Annotated in this window: 21 protein-coding genes and 3 tRNA genes; 21 read left to right on the forward strand and 3 right to left on the reverse strand. The window is 61.7% G+C overall.

Features of this window, described 5'->3' with window-relative positions:
- Window positions 1-9 precede the first annotated feature (9 nt).
- The 7 genes from sufB to HNO79_RS05535 are packed head-to-tail and all read left to right on the forward strand — an operon-like array spanning window position 10 to window position 6,121.
- Complete coding sequence (gene sufB, locus HNO79_RS05505; RefSeq protein ID WP_048855719.1) at window positions 10-1,500, forward strand: Fe-S cluster assembly protein SufB; 1,491 nt, start codon at window positions 10-12, stop codon at window positions 1,498-1,500.
- Between the two features lie 15 nt (window positions 1,501-1,515).
- A complete protein-coding gene (gene sufC, locus HNO79_RS05510) occupies window positions 1,516-2,289 on the forward strand; it encodes a Fe-S cluster assembly ATPase SufC (RefSeq protein ID WP_010512922.1) in 774 nt (257 codons plus the stop codon).
- A complete protein-coding gene (sufD, locus tag HNO79_RS05515) occupies window positions 2,286-3,560 on the forward strand; it encodes a Fe-S cluster assembly protein SufD (protein ID WP_214164985.1) in 1,275 nt (424 codons plus the stop codon). The genes sufC and sufD overlap by 4 nt, the downstream gene beginning before the upstream one ends.
- Window positions 3,560-4,810 (forward strand): aminotransferase class V-fold PLP-dependent enzyme, encoded by a 1,251-nt coding sequence (locus tag HNO79_RS05520; RefSeq protein WP_214164984.1) that lies wholly within the window; start codon window positions 3,560-3,562, stop codon window positions 4,808-4,810. Before sufD ends, HNO79_RS05520 begins: the two co-directional genes overlap by 1 nt.
- Before the next feature lie 14 nt (window positions 4,811-4,824).
- A complete protein-coding gene (gene sufU, locus HNO79_RS05525) occupies window positions 4,825-5,253 on the forward strand; it encodes a Fe-S cluster assembly sulfur transfer protein SufU (RefSeq protein ID WP_048855722.1) in 429 nt (142 codons plus the stop codon).
- 7 nt (window positions 5,254-5,260) lie between these two features.
- On the forward strand, window positions 5,261-5,722 hold the full coding sequence (locus tag HNO79_RS05530; RefSeq protein WP_010512927.1) for an SUF system Fe-S cluster assembly protein: 462 nt from the start codon (window positions 5,261-5,263) through the stop codon (window positions 5,720-5,722).
- A gap of 21 nt (window positions 5,723-5,743) precedes the next feature.
- Complete coding sequence (locus HNO79_RS05535; protein WP_010512928.1) at window positions 5,744-6,121, forward strand: HesB/IscA family protein; 378 nt, start codon at window positions 5,744-5,746, stop codon at window positions 6,119-6,121.
- Window positions 6,122-6,220: 99 nt separating this feature from the next.
- Here HNO79_RS05535 and HNO79_RS05540 read toward each other — a convergent pair whose 3' ends face one another.
- From HNO79_RS05540 to HNO79_RS05550, 3 genes are all read right to left on the reverse strand, one after another.
- Complete coding sequence (locus HNO79_RS05540) at window positions 6,221-7,495, reverse strand: class I SAM-dependent RNA methyltransferase (protein ID WP_214164983.1); 1,275 nt, start codon at window positions 7,493-7,495, stop codon at window positions 6,221-6,223.
- A 29-nt stretch (window positions 7,496-7,524) separates the two neighbouring features.
- Window positions 7,525-9,102: a DEAD/DEAH box helicase gene (locus HNO79_RS05545; RefSeq protein WP_010512930.1), complete on the reverse strand. Its 1,578-nt coding sequence runs from the start codon at window positions 9,100-9,102 to the stop codon at window positions 7,525-7,527.
- A gap of 211 nt (window positions 9,103-9,313) precedes the next feature.
- Complete coding sequence (locus HNO79_RS05550) at window positions 9,314-9,766, reverse strand: CopD family protein (protein ID WP_010512931.1); 453 nt, start codon at window positions 9,764-9,766, stop codon at window positions 9,314-9,316.
- A gap of 141 nt (window positions 9,767-9,907) precedes the next feature.
- On the opposite strand from HNO79_RS05550, the gene HNO79_RS05555 reads away from it, so the two are divergent.
- The 14 genes from HNO79_RS05555 to HNO79_RS05620 all read left to right on the forward strand — a co-directional run bounded on the left by HNO79_RS05555 (window position 9,908) and on the right by HNO79_RS05620 (window position 22,485).
- Complete coding sequence (locus HNO79_RS05555; RefSeq protein WP_244987433.1) at window positions 9,908-11,368, forward strand: NAD(P)H-hydrate dehydratase; 1,461 nt, start codon at window positions 9,908-9,910, stop codon at window positions 11,366-11,368.
- Window positions 11,369-11,448: 80 nt separating this feature from the next.
- Window positions 11,449-11,533, forward strand: a tRNA-Leu gene (locus tag HNO79_RS05560).
- 95 nt (window positions 11,534-11,628) lie between these two features.
- Window positions 11,629-12,966, forward strand: a complete 1,338-nt coding sequence (gene tig / locus HNO79_RS05565) for a trigger factor (protein ID WP_010512933.1) — start codon at window positions 11,629-11,631, stop codon at window positions 12,964-12,966.
- 264 nt (window positions 12,967-13,230) lie between these two features.
- Window positions 13,231-13,866: an ATP-dependent Clp protease proteolytic subunit gene (locus HNO79_RS05570; protein WP_010512934.1), complete on the forward strand. Its 636-nt coding sequence runs from the start codon at window positions 13,231-13,233 to the stop codon at window positions 13,864-13,866.
- Window positions 13,867-13,997: 131 nt separating this feature from the next.
- Window positions 13,998-15,257, forward strand: coding sequence for an ATP-dependent Clp protease ATP-binding subunit ClpX (gene clpX / locus HNO79_RS05575; RefSeq protein WP_010512935.1), 1,260 nt, complete (start codon window positions 13,998-14,000; stop codon window positions 15,255-15,257).
- A gap of 163 nt (window positions 15,258-15,420) precedes the next feature.
- The gene (gene lon, locus HNO79_RS05580; protein ID WP_010512937.1) at window positions 15,421-17,910 is read left to right on the forward strand and encodes an endopeptidase La; all 2,490 of its coding nucleotides are present in this window, start codon (window positions 15,421-15,423) and stop codon (window positions 17,908-17,910) included.
- A 173-nt stretch (window positions 17,911-18,083) separates the two neighbouring features.
- Entirely contained in the window at window positions 18,084-18,371 is a 288-nt protein-coding gene (locus HNO79_RS05585) for an HU family DNA-binding protein (RefSeq protein WP_007399823.1), read from the forward strand.
- 86 nt (window positions 18,372-18,457) lie between these two features.
- Window positions 18,458-18,532: transfer RNA gene (locus HNO79_RS05590), tRNA-Val, on the forward strand.
- 32 nt (window positions 18,533-18,564) lie between these two features.
- A tRNA-Asp gene (locus HNO79_RS05595) sits at window positions 18,565-18,641 on the forward strand.
- Between the two features lie 286 nt (window positions 18,642-18,927).
- Entirely contained in the window at window positions 18,928-19,293 is a 366-nt protein-coding gene (locus HNO79_RS05600; protein WP_010506373.1) for an NADH-quinone oxidoreductase subunit A, read from the forward strand.
- 23 nt (window positions 19,294-19,316) lie between these two features.
- Window positions 19,317-19,898 (forward strand): NuoB/complex I 20 kDa subunit family protein, encoded by a 582-nt coding sequence (locus tag HNO79_RS05605; RefSeq protein WP_010512938.1) that lies wholly within the window; start codon window positions 19,317-19,319, stop codon window positions 19,896-19,898.
- On the forward strand, window positions 19,891-20,565 hold the full coding sequence (locus HNO79_RS05610) for an NADH-quinone oxidoreductase subunit C (RefSeq protein WP_010512939.1): 675 nt from the start codon (window positions 19,891-19,893) through the stop codon (window positions 20,563-20,565). The genes HNO79_RS05605 and HNO79_RS05610 overlap by 8 nt, the downstream gene beginning before the upstream one ends.
- 7 nt (window positions 20,566-20,572) lie before the next feature.
- Window positions 20,573-21,829: an NADH-quinone oxidoreductase subunit D gene (locus tag HNO79_RS05615; RefSeq protein ID WP_010512940.1), complete on the forward strand. Its 1,257-nt coding sequence runs from the start codon at window positions 20,573-20,575 to the stop codon at window positions 21,827-21,829.
- Between the two features lie 5 nt (window positions 21,830-21,834).
- A complete protein-coding gene (locus HNO79_RS05620) occupies window positions 21,835-22,485 on the forward strand; it encodes a complex I 24 kDa subunit family protein (RefSeq protein WP_029329215.1) in 651 nt (216 codons plus the stop codon).
- The last annotated feature ends 2 nt before the right edge of the window (window positions 22,486-22,487 follow it).

Below are 22,487 nucleotides of genomic sequence, written 5' to 3' on the forward strand. Positions count from 1 at the left end.
GAAAGACACATGCCGGCAGTAGCCGAAACCCGCAAGACGGTCGAAACCCTGGGCCAGAACACCTATAAATGGGGGTTCGAGACCGATATCGAAATGGATATCGCGCCCAAGGGCCTGAATGAAGATACGATCCGGCTGATCTCCACGCGCAAGAACGAACCGGAATGGCTGCTGGAATGGCGGCTGAAGGCGTACCGGTCATGGCTGGAAATGCGTGAGCCCACATGGGCCAAGGTCCATCATCCGCCCATCGACTATCAGGACGTGCATTACTACGCCGCCCCGCGCAAGAAGCCCGGCCCCAAGTCGCTGGAGGAAGTCGACCCCGAACTGCTGCGCACGTATGAGAAGCTGGGCATCCCGCTGCATGAGCAGGCGATGCTGGCAGGCGTGGAAGTGCCCGAGGGACAGGAAGCACGCGCACCGGTCGCGGTTGACGCCGTGTTCGACAGCGTGTCCGTCGCCACCACTTTCCGCAAGACGCTGCAGGAAGCGGGCGTGATCTTCTGCCCCATTTCCGAAGCGGTGCAGGAACATCCCGAACTGGTGCGCAAATACCTGGGCAGCGTGGTGCCGGTGACGGACAATTTCTATGCTGCGCTGAATGCTGCCGTGTTCACCGATGGTTCTTTCGTGTTCGTGCCCAGGGGCGTGCGCTGCCCGATGGAACTGTCCACCTATTTCCGCATCAATGCCCGTAATACGGGGCAGTTCGAGCGGACCCTGATCGTGGTGGAGGACGGGGCTTCGGTTTCCTACCTTGAAGGCTGCACCGCGCCCATGCGCGATGAAAACCAGCTTCATGCCGCCGTGGTGGAACTGGTGGCGATGGAAGATGCCTCGATCAAGTATTCCACCGTGCAGAACTGGTACCCCGGCGATGAAAACGGGAAGGGCGGCATCTACAACTTCGTGACCAAGCGCGGCGCGTGCCGTGGCGCGCGGTCCAAAATTTCATGGACGCAGGTGGAAACCGGCTCGGCCATTACGTGGAAATACCCGTCATGCATCCTGCAGGGTGAGGGATCGGTGGGCGAATTCTATTCCGTCGCCGTGACCAACAACCATCAGCAGGCCGATACCGGCACCAAGATGATCCATATCGGGCGCAATACGCGTTCGACCATCATCGCCAAGACCATCAGCGCGGGTCAGTCCGACAGCACCTATCGCGGGCTGGTGCGCATGATGCCCAAGGCATCGGGCAGCCGTAACTTCACCCAGTGCGACAGCCTGCTGATCGGGGATCGGTGCGGGGCGCATACCGTGCCCTATATCGAAAGCCGCAACATGTCCGCGCGCGTGGAGCATGAGGCAACGACATCCAAGATATCAGAAGACCAGCTGTTCTACTGCCGCCAGCGCGGCCTGTCGGAAGAAGATGCGGTGGGCCTGATCGTGAACGGGTTCTGCAAGGACGTTCTGAAGGAACTGCCGATGGAATTCGCGGTGGAAGCACAGAAGCTTCTGCAGATCAGCCTAGAAGGCAGCGTGGGCTAACAGGGATTGAAAGACGTGAGCAAGCAATTCGTAAGCATCAATGGCCTGTGCGCCCGTATTTCGGACGGGGAGACCCACAAGGACATCCTGCGTGGCGTTGATCTGGAAATTCCCGCGGGCGAGGTGCACGCCATCATGGGGCCGAACGGTTCGGGCAAGTCCACCCTGTCCTACGTGCTGGCGGGGCGTGAGGATTATGAAGTGACCGCCGGTTCCGCCACCTTCAGGGGGCAGGACCTGCTGGCGCTGGAACCCGAAGAGCGCGCGGCCCTTGGCCTGTTCCTTGCGTTCCAGACACCGGTTGAACTGCCGGGTGTGAACAATGCCAACTTCCTGCGCACCGCCGTCAACGCCGTGCGCCGCGCGCGCGGGCAGGAGGAACTGGACGCCGTGGCCTTCCTCAAGGCCGTGCGCAAGGAGACGAAGCATCTGTCCATGTCGGACGAGATGCTCAAGCGCAACGTCAATGTCGGCTTTTCGGGCGGGGAGAAGAAGCGCAACGAAGTACTGCAGATGCGCATGCTCCAGCCGTCCTTCGCCATTCTGGACGAAACGGACAGCGGGCTGGACATCGATGCCCTGCGCATCGTGGCCGAAGGGGTGAACTCCCTGCGCTCCCCCGATTTCTCGGCGCTGGTCATCACCCATCACCAGCGGCTGCTGGATTATATCGTGCCCGACCGCATCCATGTCATGGCGAAGGGCCGGATCATCCACAGTGGTGGTCCCGAACTGGCCAAGCAGCTTGAGGCGCAGGGTTACGCCCAGTTCCTGTCGGAGGCGGCGTGAACGCCATTGCACCGGTCGGGGTCAACGCTGCCGCCTTTCTCGACCGGGGTGACGTAAAGGCCAATGCACAGCGGCAGAAAGCCGCTGATTTCCTGCGCCATGCCGGCCTGCCGCGCGCGGGGGTGGAAGCGTGGAAATACACATCCCTGCGCGCGCTGGCCGATGTGCCGTTCGCAGCCGCGCCGCAGGCGGTGGATGGCAGCGCCGTCGATACCCTGCTGGCGGAAGTCGAGACCATTTCCGGCCTTGGCGCGGCTGCCAGCCGTGTCGTGTTCGTGAACGGATATTTCGATGTCGGCCGGTCGCGACTGCCTACGGGCGTCAAGATTTCGACGCTGGCCGCAGGCACGCTGCCTGATGACGGGATCGACCCGGCGGGGGATGTCACCACCGCGCTGAATACCGTCCTTGCGCGCGACGGGCTGGAGCTGGTCGTGCCGGAAGGCGTGGATGCGGGCTGCCTGCTGCTGGTCAGCATCGGTATGACGCAGGAGGCCGCGCCGGTGTCCTTTCACCCGCGCCACCGCATTGTGGTGGAAACGGGGGGCAGGCTGGCGCTGCTGGATGCGTCGGTCGGTCGTGGGCAGTATCTGCATAATCCGCTTTATGACATTGCCGTTGCGCAAAAGGGTTACCTGTCGCATGCCCGCATCCAGGCGGAAGGCAAACAGGCGGTGCATCTGGCGGTCAGCCATGCCCGCGTTGCCGCGGGGGGCGTGTATGACAGCTTCACGCTCACGCTGGGGGCCAGCCTGTCACGGCATGAAGTCCATGCCGGGCTGACGCAGGCGGGGGCCAGCGTGCATGTCAACGGCGCGCAGCTTCTGTCCGGCCACCAGCATGGCGACCTGACCAGCGTGATTACCCATGCCGCCCCGGACTGCGTATCACGCCAGACGATCAAGAACGTCCTGTCCGATCAGGCGCGCGGGGTATTTCAGGGCAAGATCCTTGTCGAGCGGATTGCCCAGAAGACCGATGGCTACCAGATGAATCAGGCGCTTCTGCTGTCCGACGGCGCGGAAATCGACGCGAAGCCGGAACTGGAAATCTACGCCGATGACGTGAAGTGCAGCCATGGCGCCACCGTTGGCGCGCTGGATGATGACCAGCTGTTCTATCTGCGTAGCCGTGGCATCCCGGATGCGACCGCGCGGTCCATCCTGATCCGCGCCTTCCTGCATGATGTCGTGGATCAGATTGATGATCAGCGGCTGAAGGACAGCCTGAACCTTGCCGTAGAGGCATGGTGGACGCGGGAGGTCGCATAATGGACCAGACTGTCACCAGCCCTACGGATATCGCGGGCAGCCTGCGCCGGATCCGGGCCGATTTCCCGATCCTGTCGCAGAAGGTGCATGGCAAGGACCTTGTGTTTCTGGACAGTGCGGCTTCGGCGCAGAAGCCACGGCAGGTCATTGATGCCATGGCGGACACCATGCGCACCCAGTATGCCAATATCCACCGTGGCCTGTACTGGATGAGCGAACGCACGACGGAAGCGTACGAGGCCGTTCGCGATCAGGTAGCGGCCTTTCTTGGCGCCGGTGCGCGGGAGGAAATCATTTTCACCCGCAACAGCACCGAGGCGATAAACCTTGTCGCCCATTCCTTCGGTTCGCTGCTGAAGCCGGGGCAGGTGGTGCTGGTGTCCGAAATGGAACACCATGCCAACCTCGTGCCGTGGCAGATGCTGCGGGACCGCACGGGTGTCGAACTGCGCGTGACGCCCATTACCGATGACGGCGCGCTGGATATGGACGCGCTGGAGCGCAACCTGTCCGACGGACGGGTGGCGCTGGTGGCGATCACCCATATGTCCAATGTACTGGGCACGATCACCGATGCCCGCGCCATTGCCGACATGGCGCATGCGGCCGGGGCGAAGGTGCTGTTCGATGGCAGCCAGCTTGCCGTCCATCGCCGGGTGGACGTACGTGCACTGGATGCCGATTTCTATGTCGTGACCGGCCACAAGCTGTATGGTCCGACCGGCATTGGTGTGCTGTGGGCACGACGCGAGATCCTTGATGCCATGCCGCCTTTTCTTGGCGGCGGTGACATGATTTCCACCGTATCGTTCGAACGCTCGACATGGGCCAGTGTCCCGCACAAGTTCGAGGCAGGCACCCCCGCCATTATCGAGACCATTGGATTGGGTGCAGCCCTTGCCTATATCGAATCCATCGGCTTCGATGCGATTGGTGCGCACGAGGAAGCCCTGACGGCCCATGCGCTGAAGGCTCTGGGCAATGTCAGCGGACTGAAGGTGATCGGGACCGCGCCAGACCGGGGCGGGGTGATTTCATTCACAATGGACGATGTCCATCCGCATGATATCGCCACTCTTCTGGATCGCAACGGGATCGCGGTGCGGGCTGGCCACCATTGTGCCGAGCCGCTGATGCACAGGTTGGGGGTTACGGCCACGGCGCGTGCCAGCTTCGGTATTTACACCACGCCGGAGGAAATCGACTTCCTGGCCGCCACGCTGGAACAGATCCGCGGCTTTTTTGTCTGATGGCGTAAGTGGGCATGGCGCAGGATGATCTGTATCGCACCGTAGTGCTGGAACGGGCCAGGACGCCGCGTTACGCTGGTCCACTGACAGGCGCGGACAGGCATGGGGAAGGATCAAACCCCCTGTGCGGTGACCGGGTGAAGCTGCAGGCCAGTGTCGATGCGCAGGGACGGATTGCAGCAGTACGGCATGAAACGCGGGGATGTGCGATCTGTGCCGCCTCTGCCGACCTCATGGCCGAACGGGTAACGGGGCAGAAGCCCGCGCATGTCAATCAGTTGCATGCCGAACTTGTGACGACCGTTGAAACAGGTATCGCCCCGGAGGGTTTGGGCGACCTTTCGGTTTTTGCGCCATTGCACCGGCATCGCTCACGTATCCGCTGCGCGATGCTGCCGTGGTCGGCACTGATCGAGATGCTCAATGATGATAAAGACAGGTGAAGGTCTCATGGACGAGAAAAATCAGGTAGAGCCTGCCATCGGCATGGCAGAGGGAGCCGGGCATTTCTCCCTTGAGGTCGAGGGAACGCCCACCCCGCACGCGGAACCCGTATCGACATGGACGCCGGACGGGGAAAAGCCCGCTGATCCCCCGAAGGATGCCAGCGTACCCGATGAGGAGACGGTCATCGCCGCAATCGCTACGGTGTATGACCCGGAAATTCCGGTTAATATCTACGAACTCGGCCTGATTTACGCCATCGACCTGCATGATGATGGATCGGTCAAGGTCGAGATGACGCTGACAGCCCCCAACTGCCCCAGTGCGCAGGAACTGCCCGCGCAGGTCAAGGAAGCAGTGGAAAAGATCGATACGGTTACCACCGCCACGGTTGAAATCGTGTGGGAGCCGCCATGGGACATGTCGCGCATGAGCGAAGATGCGCGTCTTGCCCTGAACATGTTCTGAACCCAGCAAGGGGAACGTGCCATGACTGAACAAAACGCCACGACCACAACTGCGGCGCCGCGCCGTGCCCTGCCGCCACTCATGACCCTGACGGACCGGGCGGCGCAGCGGCTGGAAAAACTGTACCAGACCAACCACGCCGGACACCTGCTGCGTATTGCCGTCTCGACCAAAGGCTGCTCGGGTCATGCCTATGACATGAGCTTTGTCGAGCAGGCCGGGCCGGGTGACGAAGTGGTGGTGGACAAGGGGGTGACCCTGCTGGTGGACCGCAAGGCAACACTGTTCCTGATCGGGTCGGTCATGGACTATGAAGTCAAGCAGCTTGAGTCCGGTTTCACCTTCAGCAATCCCAATGAAAAGGGACGCTGCGGGTGCGGGGAAAGCTTCCACGTCTGACGTATCGATGAACAGACAGAAGTTTCTGGGTGCCGCTTTTTTGAAGGTGGCGTTCCCTGAAGCTTTCTGAAAACAGCTTCACCAAAACCTTTTGCAGGTTTACCGCCGGTTACGGCGGCTTGCCCCCGGCAGGGTCAGCACGCACACGGATTCGACCTCTGCTGACCACAGGAACTGGTCAATGACCGTGACACTGTCCAGACGGTAGCCTGCGTCACGTAATGGCGTCAGATCCCGCAGCATGGCGGCAGGGTTGCAGCTGACATAAATGATGCATGGCGGCCTGCCCGCTGCGATCTGGGCAATCTGCGCACCGGCCCCGGCATGGGGTGGGTCCAGTACCACTGCCGCAGCCTTGGCCAGGTCGGTCGCCATGACCGGCTGCCGGTTCAGGTCACGCAGCGCGGGCAGGACGCGCGTGCCGCCGCTGGCCTGCTTCAGGCAGGCAAGGGCCGCACGATCACCTTCATAGGCATGGACCTTCGCGTGTTCAGCCAGTGAGAAGGAAAGCGTGCCACAACCTGCATATAATTCGATTATGCCCGCCTTCAGCCCCTTGCGTGGCAGACCCGCCAGAACGGCTGACTTGATAAAGGCCTCACCCGCCCGTGCGGGCTGCAGGAACGCACCCGGTGGTGGAACGACACGCACGTCATCAAAATGATGGAAGACCGGGCCGGTCAGCGCCAGCGTTTCCGGTGGCCGTCCCTGCAGGGAAATGCGGGGGATGCCATGCTTTTTGCCAAACTGCGCCAGAATGCGCCGGTCATTGGCGTCTGGCGTGCCGTCCATCGTAATCAGCAGGTCGGGGCCGCTATCCAGCAGGTTGATCTGGATGTCACCGCCTGCACGCACGGCCGGAAGCGAATGCAGCATGGCGCGCAGGGGGGGCAGCAGGGCAAACAGCGTGGGGTCGAGCAATGTGCATTCGCTCATGTCGACCACATCGCCATGGCGGCGATGCAGCCCCAGCACGATCTGCTTTTCGACCCGGCGGAAGGCCAGATCGACCCGGCGCCTGCCATGCGGGCTGACCTGATGGGCCTGCGGGGCGGGAATGGGATCAAACCCCGCCCGTTGCAGGGTTTCGGTCACGCGACCGGTTTTCCATTCCAGCAGGGCAGGGAGCGCCATGTCCTGAAGCCGGCACCCACCACAGGCACCGAACAGATGGCAGGGGGCATCCACGCGGTCGGCACCGGGCACCACAATGCGATCAAGCGTGCCGTGCGTGCCATTTTGGGCCGCCAGCAGGATTTCATCACCCGGTACCGTGCCGGGCACGAATATCCGTCCCTGTGGGGTCTGGGCCATGCCATCCCCATCATTGCCGAGTGCCACCACCCGGATGGCATTCGTCACCGCGTTCTCCATTCCCTGTTTATCGCCTGCTGGCTGCGTGTCTATTCGTCCGCTGGGATGACGGACTTTTCCCGGCGCGGCAACTGCATGAAGGCCGGGACATCATTGCCAAAACCGGTAACCGGCTGGTCGGGGGCCGACGGCAGCAGCCCGGACTCGCGACGCGTGGAAGGCTGGGTGGCAGACGACCCTGCCGTGCCTCCCTGCGACCGGCGCGATTTGCGCGGTGCGGGCGCGTCCCCGGTCGTGGCCGTGGGGGCAGCCGGGGTTGCCGCAGGCGGCTCAGTTGCGGCGGCGGGTTTGCGGGTGGACTTGCGGCGGCCATTGCCCGTGCGAGGCTCTTCCGACCAGTCCAGCGTTTCCACGCCGGGGATTTCGATTCGGGGAATGGGCTTGCCCGTCAGTTTCTCGATTGCCATGACAAGTGCCTCCTCATCTGGCGTGGCCAGCGTGTAGGCATGGCCGGTGCGGCCCGCGCGACCGGTGCGGCCGATTCGGTGGACGTAATCCTCGGCATGGAACGGCACGTCGAAATTGAACACATGCGACAGGCCGCCAATGTCGATTCCGCGCGCTGCGATATCGGAACAGACCAGGATCTTCAGTTCGCCACTCTTGAACGCCTCAAGTGTCGAAAATCGCAGCGACTGGGCGAGGTCGCCATGCAGTGGGCCTGCCGAAAATCCATGCTTGACCAAGGATTTGCACAGTACATCGACATCGCGCTTGCGGTTGCAGAACACGATGGCGTTCTGCATGTCCGACGCACGCAGCAGCTTGCGCAGTGCGCGGCGCTTTTCCTTGGCGTCGACAATGGCCAGCCCCGTCTCGATCGTCGAGGCGACGGAGGAGGGGCGGCTGACCGTGATTTCCTTGGGGTTGCGCAGGAACATGTCCGCAAGCCTGCGGATTTCCGGCGCCATGGTGGCGGAAAAGAACATGGTCTGGCGCAGCGGCGACAGCATGGCCACGATCTTCTCGATATCGGGGATGAAGCCCATGTCCAGCATGCGGTCCGCTTCATCGATCACCAGCAGCCGGGTCTGGGTCAGCAGCAGGCCGCCGCGTTCAAACAGGTCGATCAGCCGCCCCGGGGTGGCGATCAGCACGTCAACGCCACGGTTCAGCACTTCCTTCTGTTCCGCCATGCTCTCGCCGCCGATCAGCAGCGCATGGGTCAGCTTGAGGTGCTTGCCGTAATTGACGAAATTTTCCGCGACCTGCAGTGCCAGTTCACGCGTCGGCTCAAGGATGAGCGAACGCGGCATCCGTGCGCGTGCCCGCGACCCCGACAGAATCTCCAGCATGGGCAGGGTAAAGGACGCGGTCTTGCCGGTCCCGGTCTGCGCAACGCCAAGGACGTCGCGCCCCATCAGCACATACGGAATGGCCTGCGCCTGGATGGGGGTGGGATGACGGTATCCCATCTCATCAATGGCCTGCTGGATGGGCTCGGACAGGCCGAGTTCCGAAAACAGGGGCTGTGCTTCCTGTTCCGCGGTATCTGCAGGTGCGGGGGTGTCAGTAGGGGCGACCCCGTCCGTGCTGGCGGCGGGGGCTGGGGCTGCCGCCTTCTTTGCGGAGCGGGCCGGGGCGGAGGACGTTTTTTTGGCGCTCAAATTACTCTCGAACGTATCAGCAGATGAATATGGCCCCGTCCGATTGCCACCGTGTCGCGCTGTATCAGGCTGCCGTCCCTGATGTACCTGCAGCAATGCAGGGAAGGGGAGTGCGGCATGTCGGGGTTCGAAACCCTGATGTGCCACATTCCCCGTGCCTACCCATATTTGCAACGGAAATCAAGGGGACGTGAGGGGTTTCTCCCTGATTTCAGAATGGATGGGCCAGGCAGCCACAGATGATGGTCAGCACGCCGATGCCGGTGTTGAGCATGACCAGCGAGCGGATCGAGTCGAACGTGCCCTGCTGCGGGCGCAGTGCCCGGCGCGCCTTCTGGTAGGGGCCGAAATAGATACGGGCGAATATGCCCGCCATGATCAGCCCGAACAGCTGCATGAGGTTGATCGGCCATGGCACCACCGCAAACCCGCCATCGTGATAAATCAGGAGCCACCCCGTAATCAGCACCGTCGGCATGGTATGCCATACGATACGGAAGAAGCGGCCGAGCGTCTGCAGGTGGACGGAGGCGCGCTGCGTTCCGTCCAGCAGGCCGAGGCTGGGCTTGAGCACGAAGGCCGCATAGATCATGCCGCCGACCCAGGCCGCCATGCCGGTTATGTGGAGTGCGAGCACAAGGCTCCAGACTATGGAATAGGACATGACGCCTCCTTGCGGGGGTAGATGGATAAAGAAAGAACAATCCGTGCCACGGGACAGGATCCGGAATGCTTGTTTCCTCATTCCTGTATCATGCGCAAGGCCACTCACGCAGCCAAAGTTGCCGAAAGGGGTAAGGACATCATGACCATGGATGAAACAGCACATATGGCCGCACGCCACCTGCTGCTGCCCACGCCCGATGAAATGGGGCACATCGATGCCGCCGCCGCGCGCCATGTGCCGGTCGCGACGCTTATGGAAAACGCGGGCCGGGCCGTGGCCCGCGCCATCCGCCGTCACATGCGCCCGTGCCGCGTGCTGGTGCTGTGTGGTCCGGGCAACAACGGTGGTGACGGGTATGTGACCGCGCGCAGGCTGGCGGAGGAAGGGTGGCCGGTCTCGGTCGCGGCCATGGCGCCTCCGCATCCCGGCGGGGACGCAGCTGCCGCAGCCGCGTTGTGGCGTGGGCCGGTCGTGGCGTTCACGCCTGAGAATGCCGCCCGCTTCGATCTGGTGGTCGATGCGGTTTTCGGCGCGGGGCTGAGCCGGGATATCGGCCCGGACGTGGCCTGCGTGCTGAAGGCTGCCCCCCGTGTGGTGGCGATCGACATGCCAACGGGCGTGGACGGCGCGACCGGCGCGGTCCGGGGATACGCGCCCCAGGTGGAGATGACGGTCACGTTCTGCAGGCTCAAGCCGGGGCACCTGCTGCTGCCCGGCCATACGCTGTGTGGCCGGACCGTGCTGGCGGATATCGGCATCGGGGAGGACGCGGTGGTGTCAGTGCCGATTCGCACCTGGCATAACGCGCCGGGCCTGTGGCGCACGCCCGCCTGCGGGCCGACCAGCTACAAATACAGCCGCGGCGTTGTCAGTATATGTGGCGGGCGCGAAATGCCCGGTGCGGCCCGGCTGTCGGCGGCGGGTGCGCGGGCGGCGGGCGCGGGGCTGGTGCGGCTGGCCGTGGGTGACAGTGCGGAGGTCTACCGCATGACCGCGCCACCGGGGCTGATCGTGGATTCCGGCGCGCTGGACGCGCTGCTGCAGGATTCGCGCAGGCATGTATGGGTCTGCGGTCCCGGCCTGTCGGTGGATGAGGTGGCGGCGACCTTCCCCGCGCTGGTGCGTGCGGGCCGCGACGTGATCGCCGACGCCGGGGCGTTCACCATGGCGGCGGGCCAGCCCGACCGGCTGAAGGGGGCGGCCATCATCACCCCGCATATCGGTGAGTTCTCCCGCGTGTTCGGCAAGCCCGGCGCGGACCGTGTGGCGGCGGCACGGCAGGCAGCGGTGCGCACGGGGGCCGTTACCGTCATGAAGGGGCCGGACACCATCATCGCCAGTCCCGACGGGCGTGTGGCGATCAACAGCCACGCCACCGCCATGCTGGGCACGGCAGGGTCGGGCGATACGCTGACGGGAATCATCGCGGCCCTGCTGGCGGCGGGCATGCCACGCTGGGATGCGGCCTGCGCAGGGGTGTGGATGCATGGCGATGCCGCCCTGCATGCCGGGGAATGGCCGATCGCCGAGGATTTTGACCGCCACCTGGGCGCGGCACGGGCACGGGCGGAGGCTGCCGCGCAAAAAGTTTTCGGCTGAAAACGCCATTCGGGCCGCGTGGGATATTGCCCCATGGCCAATGGTGCGCTAAAGCCCCGCGCTTACAGCCTGGGCACAGTGCGGGCGTGGTGGAATTGGCAGACACGCCAGATTTAGGTTCTGGTGACGCAAGTCGTGGGGGTTCAAGTCCCTCCGCCCGTACCAAGATGCCGGCAAGTCGCGTTATGCGAGCAGACGTGGTGGCCAGACCGGCCTATTGCGTTCTTTGACACGTTCTGACCGAGAGGATGGCCTGGCAGATGCAGGTTACTGAAACGCTTTCCGATGGCCTGAAGCGCGGGTTCACCGTTACGGTGCCTGCTGCGGAAATCGAGAGCAAGCGCACCGCGCGCCTGAAAGAAGTTGGACAGTCCATGAAGCTGCCGGGCTTCCGCCCCGGGAAGGTGCCGATGAGCATCCTTCAGCAGCGTTTTGGCGAATCTGTTCAGGGCGAGGTCCTGGAGCAGGTTGTCAGCGAAGCAACCCGCACCCTGCTGGATGAGCGCGGCCTGCGCCCGGCCATGCAGCCCAAGGTTGACCTGGTTTCCGGCAGCGAGCCGGGCAGCAAGGAAGACCTGAAGTTCACGGTCGAATTCGAGGTCCTGCCCGAAATCACCATCCCCGACCTGTCCGATCTGTCGCTCGTGCGCCTCAAGTCCGAGGTGAACGCCGAGACCGTGGACAAGGCGCTGAATGAAATCGCAAGCCGCCAGCGTGAGTTCGAGAAGGTTGAGGAAGACCGTCCCGCCGCCACCGGCGACGTGGCCGTGGTCGACTTCGTGGGCAAGGTCGACGGTACGGCGTTCGAAGGCGGTTCCGCCGATGACGTGAGTGTCGAACTGGGCGGCGCGGGCTTCATTCCCGGTTTCGCCGAGCAGATCGAAGGCATGAAGGTTGGTGACGAAAAGGTGATCACCGTGACCTTCCCCGCCGATTACGGCGCGGAACACCTTGCGGGCAAGGAAGCCACCTTCGACATCAAGCTCAAGGAACTCCGCCGTCCGGTCGAGGCCAAGATTGACGATGAACTGGCCAAGAAGCTCGGCTTCGACGGGCTGGAACAGGTGCGTGAACTGATCAGCAAGCAGGTTGGTCAGGAATACGAACAGCTGTCCCGCCTGCGCCTGAAGCGCGAACTGCTGGACAAGCTGGCTGAAAAGACCGATTTCGAAGCCCCTCCGGGCATGGTCGATGCCGAGTTCTCCCAGATATGGAACCGCATCGAGGAAGACCGCAAGGCCGGTCGCCTGGATGAGGAAGACAAGGACAAGGACGAGGACACGCTGCGCGCCGACTATCGCAAGATTGCCGAACGCCGCGTGAAGCTGGGCCTTCTGCTGGCGGAAATCGGTCGCGTGAACAACATCACCGTGACGCAGGAAGAAATCGTGCACGCGGTTCGCGCCGAAGCCTCGCGCTATCCCGGTCAGGAACAGGCCGTGTTCGAGTACTTCTCCAAGAACCCGCAGGCTGTTGATGGCCTGCGTGGCCCGATCTTCGAAAACAAGGTCATCGACTACATTGTCGAGCTGGCGAAGGTCGAGGACAAGGACGTGACGCCGGAAGAACTGGCCGAAATGCCGGAAGCTGACGTCTGATCCGCTTTCGCGGCATAGATGGCGCATACGGCGCGCGGAAGGGGACTTCCGTGCGCCGTATGTGTTTGCGGACAGGTGAGTACGCACAGTTTGTCACCCCCGTTCATGGCAAAATGACGCGGGTGGGGTGGTATCTGGCGTGTTTGTCTCTATTTTGTCATAAGTAACCGGGAAGGGTCCGGCTGCGTCCGTGCTGTCCGCGCATCATTTGCCGCCAGCCGTGCGCGGGGTGGGCCCTTGCTTTTCAGGATCGGGAATATGGCTATGAGGGATCGGGATCCCGTAGAGATCTTCAATAACGCTCTGGTGCCCATGGTGGTGGAGCAGACCTCCCGCGGGGAACGGGCATTCGACATCTATTCCCGCCTTCTGCAGGAACGGATCATCTTTCTGACCGGGCCTGTCTATGATCAGGTTTCAGCCCTTGTGTCGGCGCAGCTGCTTTATCTGGAAAGCGTGAACCCGACCAAGGAAATCTCGTTCTACATCAACAGTCCGGGTGGCGTGGTGTCGGCGGGGCTGGCGATTTATGACACCATGCAGTACATCCGCTGCCCCGTCAGCACCGTGTGCATCGGGCAGGCCGCGTCCATGGGGTCGCTGCTGCTGGCTGGTGGGGAAAAGGGACGGCGATTCGCGCTCCCGAATTCCCGCGTCATGGTGCATCAGCCCTCTGGCGGTGCGCAGGGACAGGCCAGCGACATCGAAATTCAGGCGCAGGAAATCCTGACCATCCGCAAGCGCCTGAACGAGATCTACAAGGAGCATACCGGCCGCACGCTTGAGGAAATCGAGCAGAAGCTGGAACGCGACAGCTACATGTCGGCGGAAGAAGCGCAGGCATTCGGGATTGTGGATGAAGTGGTCCGTCGTAACGTTGCATCAAAACCTGCGGAGTAATCTGCATAAGGAAGCGCGCATACAGGCGCGCTTCCTGCCACTGTGGGTGAAAATCACCTGCGGCGTGCCGGGGTGGTACCACCCGGCCGCAAGGTATGGAGAAGTTCCCCCGCGTGGGAATAGGAGCGGTTATGAATAACAAATCCGGCGATTCCAAAAATACGCTTTACTGCTCGTTCTGCGGCAAGTCGCAGCACGAGGTCCGCAAACTGATCGCCGGTCCCACCGTGTTCATTTGCGATGAATGCGTCGAATTGTGCATGGATATCATCCGTGAGGAACACAAGACGCATCTGGTCAAATCGCGCGATGGCGTGCCGACACCGCGGGAAATCTGCAAGATCCTGGATGACTATGTCATTGGCCAGGCCCATGCGAAGAAGGTGCTGTCGGTCGCGGTGCATAACCACTACAAGCGCCTGGCTCACGCCCAGAAGAACAATGATGTCGAGATCGCAAAATCCAACATCATGCTGATCGGGCCGACCGGTTCGGGCAAGACGCTGCTGGCGCAGACGCTGGCCCGTATTCTTGACGTGCCCTTTACCATGGCTGACGCAACAACCCTGACCGAAGCCGGCTACGTGGGCGAGGATGTGGAAAACATCATCCTCAAGCTGCTGCAGGCTGCGGATTACAACGTGGAAAAGGCGCAGCGCGGCATTGTCTATATTGATGAGATCGACAAGATTTCGCGCAAGTCGGACAATCCCTCCATCACCCGCGACGTCAGTGGTGAAGGCGTGCAGCAGGCGCTGCTGAAGATCATGGAAGGCACCGTTGCATCCGTGCCGCCGCAGGGCGGGCGCAAGCATCCGCAGCAGGAATTTTTGCAGGTCGATACCACCAACATGCTGTTCATCTGCGGTGGTGCGTTTGCCGGGCTGGACAAGATCATCAGCGCGCGTGGCAAGGGGTCGGGCATCGGCTTCGGCGCGGATGTGCAGTCGCCGGACGAACGCCGCATGGGTGCCGTGCTGCGCGATGTGGAGCCCGAGGACCTGCTGAAATTCGGCCTGATACCGGAATTCATCGGCCGTTTGCCCGTTGTCGCGACGCTGGAGGATCTGGATGAGGCAGCCCTGATCGAGATCCTGACCAAGCCCAAGAACGCGCTGGTCAAGCAGTATGCCCGTCTGTTCCAGATGGAAGACGTGCAGCTGACCTTTACCGAGGACGCCCTGCGCCAGGTGGCCCAGCGCGCCATTGCGCGGAGGACGGGGGCACGTGGCCTGCGCGCCATTCTGGAAAGCATCCTGCTGTCGACCATGTTCGAGCTTCCCGGCCTGAAAAATGTCGAGGAAATCGTGGTCAACAAGGAAGTGGCCGAAGGCAAGGCGCAGCCTGTCTATGTGTATGGGAAAAACGAGCCCGCCGAACAGTCTGCCTGACGGCAGGGCCGGTTTTCGCCGAAATGCCATCACCGGACTTGTGATGATGGCGCGTCGTGACAACATGAAGTGAAGTTGTCGCATATGCGGCGCGACGGATGGGCAGGCCGCAATGTTCGGGTGCCCATCCGGGATCGTCCATACAGGAGGTCAAAAAAACAACATGTCTGAAATTGACAGGCTGAACCCCGTGCCCGAGGGGACGGAAACGACGGATAATAACATGGTAGCCAATCCGCCCGTGGCCAAGCACGAAACGGAAGAAACAACCAGCGCACACGACACGATCGCCGTGCTGCCGCTGCGCGATATCGTTGTTTTCCCGCATATGATCGTGCCGCTGTTCGTGGGACGTGAAAAATCCGTGCGTGCGCTGGAAGCCGTGACCCGCAGCGACAAGCAGATCCTGCTGGTCGCGCAGAAGAATGCGGCGCAGGATGACCCCGCGCCCGACGACATCTATCGCTATGGCACCGTGTCCACCATCCTGCAGTTGCTCAAGCTGCCCGATGGCACGGTCAAGGTGCTGGTCGAAGGTGGCCGCCGCGCCCACATTACCGCCCTGCATGAGGTTGACGGCCATTTCGAGGCCGAGATCGAGGACGTGCCGGAGCAGGAAACCGATGGCAAGGAAGCCGAGGCCATCGGCCGCACGCTGATCGGTCAGTTCGAGCAGTATATCAAGCTGAACAAGAAGATCGCACCAGAGGTGCTGGTCTCTCTTAACCAGATTGATGACCTGTCGAAGCTGGCGGATACCATTGCCAGCCATCTGAACCTGAAGATTCCCGAAAAGCAGGAAATCCTCGAGATTCAGGACGTGAATGCGCGTCTGGAGCGGGTTTTCGCGCATATGGAAGCCGAAATCGGCGTATTGCAGGTGGAAAAGCGTATCCGTAACCGCGTGAAGCGGCAGATGGAAAAGACGCAGCGCGAGTACTACCTGAACGAGCAGCTCAAGGCGATCCAGAAGGAACTGGGCGAAGGCGAGGACGGCAAGGACGAGACCGCCGAGCTTGAGGAAAAGATCGCCAAGACCAAGCTGAGCAAGGAAGCGCGCGAGAAGGCTGTGGCCGAGCTGAAGAAGCTGCGGAGCATGAGCCCGATGTCCGCGGAATCGACGGTGGTGCGCAACTACCTTGACTGGATTCTGGGCATCCCGTGGAAAAAGCGCTCCAAGGTGCGCCATGATCTGTCCGAAGCCCAGAAGGTGCTGGATACCGATCATTATGGTCTGGAGAAGGTTAAGGAACGCATCATCGAATATCTGGCGGTGCAGAGTCGCGCGCAGAAGCTGAAGGGGCCGATCCTGTGTCTGGTGGGACCGCCCGGCGTAGGTAAGACCTCGCTGGCCAAGTCCATTGCCAAGGCGACGGGGCGTCAGTATGTCCGCATGTCGCTGGGCGGCATGCGCGACGAAGCCGAAATCCGCGGCCACCGTCGAACCTATATCGGTTCCATGCCCGGCAAGATCATTCAGGGGATGAAGAAGGCCAAGACCTCGAATCCGCTGTTCCTGCTTGATGAAATCGACAAGCTCGGTGCCGACTGGCGTGGTGATCCGTCTTCCGCGCTGCTGGAAGTGCTGGATCCGGAACAGAATTCAACTTTTGGTGATCATTATCTGGAGGTCGATTACGACCTGTCGGATGTGATGTTCATCACCACGGCCAACAGCCTGAACATGCCCCAGCCCCTGCTGGACCGCATGGAGATCATCCGTCTGTCCGGTTACACGGAAGATGAAAAGGTCGAGATCGCCAAGCGTCACCTGCTGTCCAAGCAGACGGCGGCGAATAATCTGAAGCCGGGCGAATGGTCGGTGACCGATGATGCGCTGCGGGAACTGATTCGCAGCTACACCCGTGAAGCGGGCGTGCGTAACCTGGAGCGCGAGATCGCGACCCTGGCGCGTAAGGCCGTGACGGAAATCGTGACGGGCAAGGCCAAGACCGTGGAAATCACGGCTGAGAACCTTGAAAAATATGCAGGCGTGAAGCGTTTCCGCCATGGCGAGACCGAGTCGGAAGACATGGTCGGAGTCGTGACCGGGCTGGCATGGACCGAGGTGGGAGGAGAGATCCTGACCATCGAAAGTGTGATGGTGCCCGGCAAGGGGAACATCAAGCTGACCGGCAAGCTGGGCGATGTGATGAAGGAAAGCGTCGCGGCGGCGCTGTCCTATGTCCGCAGCCGCGCCGTGACCTTTGGCATCAGCCCCGACCTGTTTGAAAAGCGTGACCTCCACGTGCATGTGCCCGAAGGGGCCACGCCCAAGGATGGCCCTTCGGCCGGTATCGCCATGGCGACATCCATCGTCAGCGTCATGACGGGCATTCCCGTGCGCCGTGACGTGGGCATGACGGGGGAAATCACCCTGCGCGGGCGTGTGCTGCCAATCGGTGGCCTGAAGGAGAAGCTGCTGGCGGCCCACCGGGCGGGACTGACCACCATCTTCATCCCCAAGGATAACGAGAAGGATCTGGTGGACATTCCCGAAGTCGTGACCAGGGCACTGACCATCCTTCCGGTCTCGCATGTGGATGAGGTGATCGGGCAGGCGCTGGTCCGCAAGCCCGAACCGATCGAGTGGACGGAACCGGTGACTTCCGGCGCCACGGAAGGCACGGCAGCCCCCGCGCTGACGCATTAGTCAGGGCGCGCAGGGTCGCAAAAATGTCATGATGGGGGGGAATGACGGAATTTCTCTGTCATTCCCCGAATTCTGTCGGTTGACGTGAGAAAAAACAGCGGCATAGTGCGTGCAGAAATGCGGCGCGACTTTTGAATGATTGCGTAGGCGCACAGTACAAAGAAAGGCGTAAAATGGAGAAGCCACTTAACAAGCAGGAACTCGTCGCTGCGGTAGCCGAGGAAGCCGATCTGGCCAAGGCAAAGGCTGGCGAAGTGGTTGATGCGGTTTTCGGTGCGATCGAAAAGGCGCTGGCAAGCAAGCAGGAAGTCCGTCTGGTTGGTTTTGGTACGTTCGTGACCGCCACCCGCAAGGCGGCCAAGGGGCGCAACCCCCGCACGGGTGAGCCGCTGGACATTCCGGCTTCCACGTCCGTGCGTTTCAAGCCGGGCAAGAACCTGAAGGAAGCCGTCAGCAAGTAAGGCTGGCTGTTTTTTCCGGACAAAAAAAGAAGGGGCAATCCATTTTTTGGGTTGCCCCTTTTTTTGCAATCGCTTAGTAGGGTCGCGGGCGATTAGCTTAGCGGTAGAGCATCTCGTTTACACCGAGAGGGTCGGCGGTTCGATCCCGTCATCGCCCACCATATGTTTCCATGCTTGTGGGAACATGCACCACGCGGGTGTAGCTCAGTTGGTTAGAGCGCCGGCCTGTCACGCCGGAGGTCGCGGGTTCGAGCCCCGTCACTCGCGCCATTACGGCACAATTTATCATATCCCCACCACGCCAGACGCAGCCGCGCTGGCGTTTTTTTTGTGCCTGTTTCCTACACGGAAAAATGACAACAACAATTCGTGCCATCAAAGTAATGATCACGTGATGTTGACGTAAATATCCCGAAACATGTCCTCACATTAATGTTCACCCAAGAACACGGTTAAGTAACTGTTCCCTGCACCATGTTGGGTCTAGCATCCTGAAAGCCAGAGATAAGTCGATAAAGACACCCGGTGGCGTATTAACAGGTTGGGAACACGGAAGATGCATTCCGTTATCGCTGATTATTTGCCCGTACTTATATTCGGTTGCATTGCAGTGGTGATCGCAGGGGCGATGCTGGGCAGTTCGCTGCTGTTTGGGCACCAGAAACCCTACGCCGAGAAAACGTCCGCATATGAATGTGGTTTCGAGGCATTCGACAATGCACGTCATCGTTTTGACGTGCGGTTCTACCTGGTCGCGATCCTGTTCATCATTTTCGACCTGGAGGTCGCATTCCTCTTCCCGTGGGCTGTCAGCCTGTCACGGATCGGGTGGTTCGGGTTCGCGTCCATGATGGGCTTCCTGGGCGTTCTGGTGGTTGGCTTCATCTATGAATGGAGCAAGGGCGCGCTGGACTGGGATTGAACATGACAAGGGGAGGCGCGCCAATGGGCACCAACGATACATCCGGGCCGGACCGGCCCGCGGACAGCATTGCATGGAACCGCGAAATGCTGCCGCCGGGACCGCAGCAGGATGCGGTGATCAAGGGCATTACCGGTGAAATCACCGAAAAGGGCTTTGTGGTCGCAAGCCTGGACAAGCTGGTGAACTGGGGCCGCACCGGCAGCCTGTGGCCCATGTCCTTCGGGTTGGCATGCTGCGCCGTGGAAATGATCCATGCCTATATGCCGCGTTACGACCTGGACCGCATGGGCATCATCCCGCGTGGGTCGCCGCGCCAGTCGGACGTGATGATCGTCGCCGGCACGCTGACCAACAAGATGGCGCCCGCCCTGCGCCGGGTATACGACCAAATGGCCGAGCCGCGCTGGGTCATCTCCATGGGGTCATGCGCCAATGGTGGCGGGTATTACCATTATTCCTATTCAGTGGTGCGCGGGTGCGACCGCATCGTGCCGGTGGATGTATATGTCCCCGGCTGCCCCCCCACGGCAGAGGCGCTGATTTACGGCATTCTGCAACTGCAGAAGAAAATTCGCAGGACAGGGACAATCCGCCGTGGCTGATCCCGCAAACACTCCCCCCGTTGCCGTGGCCGGACCGCGCGCCGTGTCGGGCCCGCTGGGCGCCATTGCCTTTCGCCTGTCCACGGCCGTGCCGGGCATCATCTCGGCAGGGATCGAGAAGGGCGAACTGGTGGTACGCACCACGCGGCATCGTCTGCTCGATCTCATGACCATGCTGCGTGATGATCCGCGTTATGCCTGCCAGCAGGTCATGGATATCTGCGGCGTGGACTTTCCCGACCGGGCCGAACGGTTCGACGTGGTCTACAACCTGCTGTCCGTTACCCATAACCACCGCATCCGCGTGATCGTGACGACGGATGAAACATCTCCCGTGCCGTCCGTCCACCAGCTGTGGCCTGCGGCCACATGGTGGGAACGCGAATGCTACGACCTGTTCGGCGTGCTGTTTACCGATCAGCCGGACCTGCGACGCATCCTGACAGATTACGGTTTTGAAGGGCATCCGCTGCGCAAGGATTTCCCGCTGACCGGTTATGTCGAGCTTCGCTACGACGAGGACCGGCGGCAGGTGGTCTATGAGCCGGTCGATCTGGTGCAGGATTTCCGCAATTTCGATTTCGAATCCCCATGGGAAGGCATCCTGACCCTGCCGGGTGACGAAAAGGCGCATGCCGACCGCCAGGACATGAAACGACAGGGATAGGCGACAGATGAGCGACGTAACCCTTCGTAGTGATACGGATATCCCCGACAGCCTTCTGCCCGAAGATACGGATGGAGAGGTGAAGCGCCATGTGGTGGAAATTGATTCCCACGCGCTGAATTTCGGGCCACAGCATCCGTCCGCCCACGGCGTGCTGCGGCTGGTGCTGGAAATGGAGGGCGAGGTCGTCGCCCGGGCCATTCCGCATGTCGGCCTGCTGCATCGCGGCACGGAAAAGCTGATCGAATACAAGACGTATCCCAAGGCGCTGCCGTATTTCGATCGCCTCGATTACGTCTCGCCGATGTGCGAGGAGCAGGCCTTCGCGCTGGCAGTAGAAAAGCTGCTGAATATCGAGGCCCCGGAACGCGCCAAGTGGATACGGGTCATGTTTGCCGAGATCACGCGTATCCTGAATCATATCCTCAATCTGACCTCCTTCGGGCTGGACTGCGGCGCGCTGACGCCCGCGTTGTGGGGATATGAGGAACGCGAAAAGCTGATCGAGTTTTATGAAGCCGCATCCGGCGCGCGGTTCCATGCCAATTACGTCCGCCCCGGCGGCGTGGCGCGTGACCTGCCTGCCGGGCTGGAGGAGCGCATTGCCGACTGGGCGCGTACCTTCCCCAAATGGATTGACGACCTTGAATCGCTGCTGACCAGCAACCGCATCTGGAAACAGCGCACGGTGGGCATTGGCGTCTTCACCACCGAACAGGCCCTGGCCTGGGGCTTCAGCGGTCCGTGCCTGCGTGCCTCGGGCGTGCCGTGGGACCTGCGTCGCAGCCAACCCTATGACAATTACGACAAGGTCGAGTTCAACGTGCCCGTGGGCCGTCAGGGCGACTGTTACGACCGTTACCTGATCCGCGTGGCGGAGATGCGCGAAAGCGTGCGCATCATCAACCAGTGCCTTGAACAGATCCGCCCCGGCCCGGTGAAGGTGCGTGACCACAAGATCACGCCGCCGCCGCGCCGCGAAATGAAGCGGTCGATGGAAGCACTGATCCATCACTTCAAGCTGTTTACCGAAGGCTATCACGTCCCGCCGGGCGCCACCTACACCGTGACCGAAACCCCCAAGGGCGAGTTCGGCGTGTATCTGGTGGCCGATGGCAGCAACCGGCCGTATCGCTGCAAGATCCGGCCCACGGGTTTTTCCCATCTCCAGGCAATCGACGAGATGTCGCGCCGGCACATGCTGGCGGATGCCGTGGCCATTATCGGGTCGCTCGACCTGGTATTTGGTGAGATTGACAGGTGACCGACATGTCCGTCCAGCCCAGCGCGCCCGAAGGCGCGGAACCGACCCGGTTCGAATTTGATTCCGAGAGCGAACAGCAGATCGCGACCATCCTTGCCAAGTATCCGCCTGAACGCAAGGCAAGCGGCGTGCTGCCGCTGCTGTATGTCGTGCAGAAGCAGATGGGCCGCCAGACCGGCAGCGCATGGATCCCCCGCGTGGCCATGGATGTGGTGGCCGCGCGGCTGGAAATGGCCCCGATCCGTGTTTACGAGGTCGCGACCTTCTACCTCATGTTCAATACGAAGCCGATCGGCCGGTACCACCTGCAGGTCTGCACCACCACGTCGTGCTGGCTGCGCGGGTCGGATGACGTGACGGCGGCGTGCAAGGCGGCAACGGGCATCCGGGCGTTTGGGGAGACCAGCGCCGACGGCCTGTTCACCCTGACGGAGGTCGAATGCCTTGGCGCCTGCGCCAACGCCCCGATCCTGCAGGTTGATGATGATTATTACGAGGATCTGGATGGCCCGCGCACCGAAGAACTGATCGAGGCGCTGAAACGTGGTGAACGCCCCACGCCCGGCCCCACCATCGATCGTCTGAACTCCGCCCCCGCCGGTGGGCGCAGGGTGCTGGTGGATGACGCGACGCACAAGCCGCAGGGGCAGGGGTAAGG

The organism is Komagataeibacter oboediens (assembly GCF_018491655.1).
GTDB classification, from domain to species: Bacteria; Pseudomonadota; Alphaproteobacteria; order Acetobacterales; family Acetobacteraceae; genus Komagataeibacter; species Komagataeibacter oboediens.

What these genes read in the sequence shown, in the direction of transcription:
- HNO79_RS05620 (WP_029329215.1), top strand. Translation starts at nt 21,835, where the DNA reads ATGTCCGTCCAGCCCAGCGCGCCCGAAGGCGCGGAACCGACCCGGTTC.
- HNO79_RS05600 (WP_010506373.1), top strand. Translation starts at nt 18,928, where the DNA reads ATGCATTCCGTTATCGCTGATTATTTGCCCGTACTTATATTCGGTTGC.
- HNO79_RS05535 (WP_010512928.1), top strand. Translation starts at nt 5,744, where the DNA reads ATGACTGAACAAAACGCCACGACCACAACTGCGGCGCCGCGCCGTGCC.
- HNO79_RS05605 (WP_010512938.1), top strand. Translation starts at nt 19,317, where the DNA reads ATGGGCACCAACGATACATCCGGGCCGGACCGGCCCGCGGACAGCATT.
- HNO79_RS05615 (WP_010512940.1), top strand. Translation starts at nt 20,573, where the DNA reads ATGAGCGACGTAACCCTTCGTAGTGATACGGATATCCCCGACAGCCTT.
- lon (WP_010512937.1), top strand. Translation starts at nt 15,421, where the DNA reads ATGTCTGAAATTGACAGGCTGAACCCCGTGCCCGAGGGGACGGAAACG.
- sufB (WP_048855719.1), top strand. Translation starts at nt 10, where the DNA reads ATGCCGGCAGTAGCCGAAACCCGCAAGACGGTCGAAACCCTGGGCCAG.
- HNO79_RS05550 (WP_010512931.1), bottom strand. Translation starts at nt 9,766, where the DNA reads ATGTCCTATTCCATAGTCTGGAGCCTTGTGCTCGCACTCCACATAACC.
- HNO79_RS05520 (WP_214164984.1), top strand. Translation starts at nt 3,560, where the DNA reads ATGGACCAGACTGTCACCAGCCCTACGGATATCGCGGGCAGCCTGCGC.
- HNO79_RS05555 (WP_244987433.1), top strand. Translation starts at nt 9,908, where the DNA reads ATGACCATGGATGAAACAGCACATATGGCCGCACGCCACCTGCTGCTG.
- HNO79_RS05530 (WP_010512927.1), top strand. Translation starts at nt 5,261, where the DNA reads ATGGACGAGAAAAATCAGGTAGAGCCTGCCATCGGCATGGCAGAGGGA.
- clpX (WP_010512935.1), top strand. Translation starts at nt 13,998, where the DNA reads ATGAATAACAAATCCGGCGATTCCAAAAATACGCTTTACTGCTCGTTC.
- HNO79_RS05570 (WP_010512934.1), top strand. Translation starts at nt 13,231, where the DNA reads ATGAGGGATCGGGATCCCGTAGAGATCTTCAATAACGCTCTGGTGCCC.
- tig (WP_010512933.1), top strand. Translation starts at nt 11,629, where the DNA reads ATGCAGGTTACTGAAACGCTTTCCGATGGCCTGAAGCGCGGGTTCACC.
- HNO79_RS05585 (WP_007399823.1), top strand. Translation starts at nt 18,084, where the DNA reads ATGGAGAAGCCACTTAACAAGCAGGAACTCGTCGCTGCGGTAGCCGAG.
- HNO79_RS05540 (WP_214164983.1), bottom strand. Translation starts at nt 7,495, where the DNA reads ATGGAGAACGCGGTGACGAATGCCATCCGGGTGGTGGCACTCGGCAAT.
- sufU (WP_048855722.1), top strand. Translation starts at nt 4,825, where the DNA reads ATGGCGCAGGATGATCTGTATCGCACCGTAGTGCTGGAACGGGCCAGG.